Annotated in this window: 1 protein-coding gene; it reads left to right on the forward strand. The window is 57.8% G+C overall.

The features are described from left to right. On the forward strand, nucleotides 1-3,844 hold a 3,844-nt coding region (locus AZ66_RS27710; RefSeq protein ID WP_044357864.1), incomplete at both ends, for a non-ribosomal peptide synthetase.

Genomic DNA, 3,844 nt, shown 5'->3' on the forward strand with positions numbered 1-3,844 from the left:
CACAGGTCACGATTTTGAACCAGACGCCAACTTACTTCTACCAGATGCTGCGTGAGGTCTTGGCGGATCATCCGAACGATTTGCGGATTCGCAACGTCATCTTCGGGGGCGAAGCGCTGAGTCCGCTGCTGCTCAAGGGCTTCAAGACGAAGTACCCGGAGACGAAGCTGATCAATATGTATGGTATTACCGAGACGACAGTTCACGTGACGTATAAGGAAATAACGTGGATCGAGATTGAGGCAGCGAAGAGCAATATCGGCAAGCCGATCCCGACGCTGAAGGTGTACGTCCTGGATGAAAACCGACGTCCTGTGCCGATCGGCGTAGCGGGCGAAATGTATGTGGCCGGGGAAGGCCTTGCGAGAGGATACCTGAACCGTCCGGATCTGACGGCGGAGAAGTTTGTCGATTCCCCGTTTGCGGAGGGAGAAAAATTGTACCGCTCGGGCGATTTGGCGGCTTGGCTGCCGGACGGCAACATCGAATACCTGGGACGGATTGACCACCAGGTCAAAATCCGCGGGTACCGGATCGAGCTGGACGAGATCGAGACACAGCTTCTGAACGTCGAAGGCGTGGAAGAAGCGGTGGTGCTAGCCCGTCAGGACGGCGGGGGCGAGAAGGCGCTTGTCGCTTACTTTGTGGCCGCCCGGACGCTGACGGTCAGCGAAATGAGAACCTCGCTGGCCCAGGTAATGCCGGGGTACATGATCCCGTCGTACTTCGTGCAGCTGGAGCGCATGCCGCTGACGTCCAACGGCAAAGTGGACCGCAAAGTGCTGCCGGAGCCGCAAGGCGGCTTGCAAACGGGCGTCGAATATGTAGTGCCGCGTAACCGGACGGAGTCCCAGCTTGTGAAGATCTGGGAGGAAGTGCTGGGCTACTCCGGCATTGGAGTCCTGGACAATTTCTTCGAGCTTGGAGGCCACTCCTTGCGGGCGACGAACCTTGTCAGCAAGATTCGGAAGGAAATGAACGTCGAACTTCCGCTGCGCGATGTGTTCCGCTATATGACGGTAGAGTCGATGGCCGGGGCTATTGCCAGCTTGGAAGAAACACGGCACAGCTCGATTCCGAAAGCAGAAGAAAAAGCGTACTATCCGGTTTCCTCTGCGCAAAAAAGGCTGTACGTCTTGCACCAGCTGGATGGCTCGGAGCTGAATTACAACCTCCCAAGCGCATTGCAATTGGAAGGGGCTTTGAACGAGGCCAAAGTGGAAAAGGCGCTGACTACTTTGGTGGCCCGGCACGATATGCTGCGCACCGGTTTTGAAATCGTGAATGGGGAGCCAGTACAGCGTATTCATCCGCTCGCAGCTTTCAAGGTCGAGAAGCTTCAAGCAAGTGAAGATCAGGTTGCGGCCATTCTTGAAGGCTTCATTCAGCCTTTTGACTTGACCCAGCCGCCTTTGCTGCGCGCCCTGCTGATCGAACTGGAGAAAGAAAAATTCCTGCTTGCGCTGGATATTCATCATATTGGTTCCGATGGCCTTTCCATGGACGTGCTGCTGCATGAATTCGTGCGGCTTTACAATGGGGAAGAATTGCCGGAGCTGCGGATTCAATACAAGGATTACGCCGTTTGGCAGCAATCCGAGGAACAGCGCCAGCGTATCAAAAAGCAGGAGGAATACTGGCGAGGGGTATTCAACTCCGAGCTTCCGGTTCTTGAGTTGCCTCTCGACTTCTCCCGCCCGGCCGTCCAGCAGTTTGACGGTCGAACGCTCACGTTTACGCTGGATGCAGAGAAAAGCGAAGCTCTCAAACGGCTTGCCGGCGATTCGGGGGCGACACTGTATATGCTTCTGCTGGCTGCGTACTCCATATTGCTTCATAAATACGCGGGACAGGAAGATATCGTGGTCGGCACTCCGATTGCCGCCCGTTCTCACGCCGACCTGCAGCCGATTATCGGCATGTTCGTCAATACACTGGCCCTTCGATTGAGTCCGGCCGCGGAGCGGACGTTCCTGGATTACTTGCAGGAAGTGAAGGAAACGACGCTTGGAGCCTACGAGCACCAGGACTATCCGTTTGAGGAACTGGTGGAAGCTCTTCAGGTGAGCCGGGATTTAAGCCGGAATCCGCTGTTTGACACCATGTTTTCTTTGCAAAAGCACGAAAGCTTGAATTTAACCCTGGAAGGCTTGCAATGGTCGCTGTTCGACATTGAGGAAAAGACGGCAAAGTTTGATCTTAGCTTTGATATCGTGGAAGCCGATAACGAGCTGGTTTGCAAGATCGAGTACGCTACCTCGTTGTTTAGACAGGAAACGATGGTACGGCTGGCGGGTCATTACGAGCAGCTTTTGGCGTCGATCCTGGCTCAGCCGGGTGCGCGGATTTCGGATTTAGATATATTGACGGACAGCGAAAAGCATAATTTGCTGGTCGGGTTTGACGTGTCGTCTTCGGCTCTTGCGAAGCAATCCGCCGCAGAGGGTACAGGTTTGGAAGCGGATGAGTCGTGGAGAGAGAGGACGTTCCACGAGCTGTTCGAGGAGCAGGCGGAGCGCACTCCGGGAGCGCTGGCGGTTGTCTACGAAGACAGCAAGCTGACCTATGCGGAGCTTAACGCCAAAGCGAATCGTCTGGCGTATGCACTGCGGGCGCACGGGGTGAAGCCAGAACAGGTGGTCGGCATTCTGGTCGGCCGTTCGGCGGAGCTGTTGATCGGGGTGCTCGCCGTATGGAAAGCGGGCGGCGCTTATGTGCCGCTTGATCCGGACTATCCGGCGGAGCGGATCGAGTATATGCTCACGGACAGCGGGGCATCGGTTCTGCTCACGCAGACCCGCCTGCTGGAGCAGGCGGAAGTTTGGCGCAGCGACGGAGCTCTAGCGCTGCAAACGGTGCTTGCACTTGACGACGCTGCGACGTACAGCCTCGGAGCGGCGGAAGTGGCTGTGGGCGTACAAGCTTTGGACGAAGCAGGCGCAGAGGCGGAGGCTTTGGCGCAAGCGGTAACGGCTGCTGCCGAAACGTCCGCCACGTCAGAAGCCGAGCAGAACGTACTGGTGGCGGATCTCGCATCGAATCCGGCGAATGTGAACAAGCCGCGCGATTTGGCTTACGTCATCTACACCTCCGGTACGACTGGCCGTCCGAAGGGCGTGGCGGTGGAACACCGCAGCCTGGTGAACACGGCGGCGGGCTACCGACGGGACTACCGCCTGGATCAGTTCCCGATCCGGCTGCTGCAACTCGCCAGTTTCTCGTTCGACGTGTTCGTCGGCGACATTGCGCGGACGCTGTACAACGGTGGCACCATGGTCATCGTGCCGAAGGACGACCGGATTGATCCAACCCGCCTCTACGGCTGGATTCGCGACTACGCCGTGACGGTGTTCGAATCGACTCCGGCGCTGATCGTGCCGTTCATGGAGCATGTGTATGCCGAGGGTCTGGATCTCAGCTCGATGCAGTTGCTGCTCACAAGCTCGGATGCGTGCAGCGTAGCGGATTACCGCACCTTGCAGGAGCGCTTCGGCTCGCAGTTCCGTATTATTAACAGCTACGGCGTAACGGAAGCGGCGATTGACTCCAGCTTCTATGACGAGCCGCTGGAGAAGCTGCCGAAGACGGGCAGCGTGCCGATCGGGAAAGCGTGGCTGAACGCCAAGTTCTACATCGTGGATGCGAGTCTGAAGCCGGTGCCGATCGGGGTGTTGGGCGAGCTGGTTATCGGCGGAGCGGGTGTGGCCCGCGGTTACTTGAACCGCCCGGATTTGACGGCGGAGAAATTCGTAGACAGCCCGTTCGCTGCAGGGGAGCGGCTGTACCGGACGGGCGACCTGGCGCGCTGGATGCCGGACGGCAACGTGGACTTCATCGGCCGGAT

It is taken from the genome of Paenibacillus sp. E194, assembly GCF_000935845.1.
Lineage (GTDB): Bacteria > Bacillota > Bacilli > Paenibacillales > Paenibacillaceae > Paenibacillus_B > Paenibacillus_B alvei_B.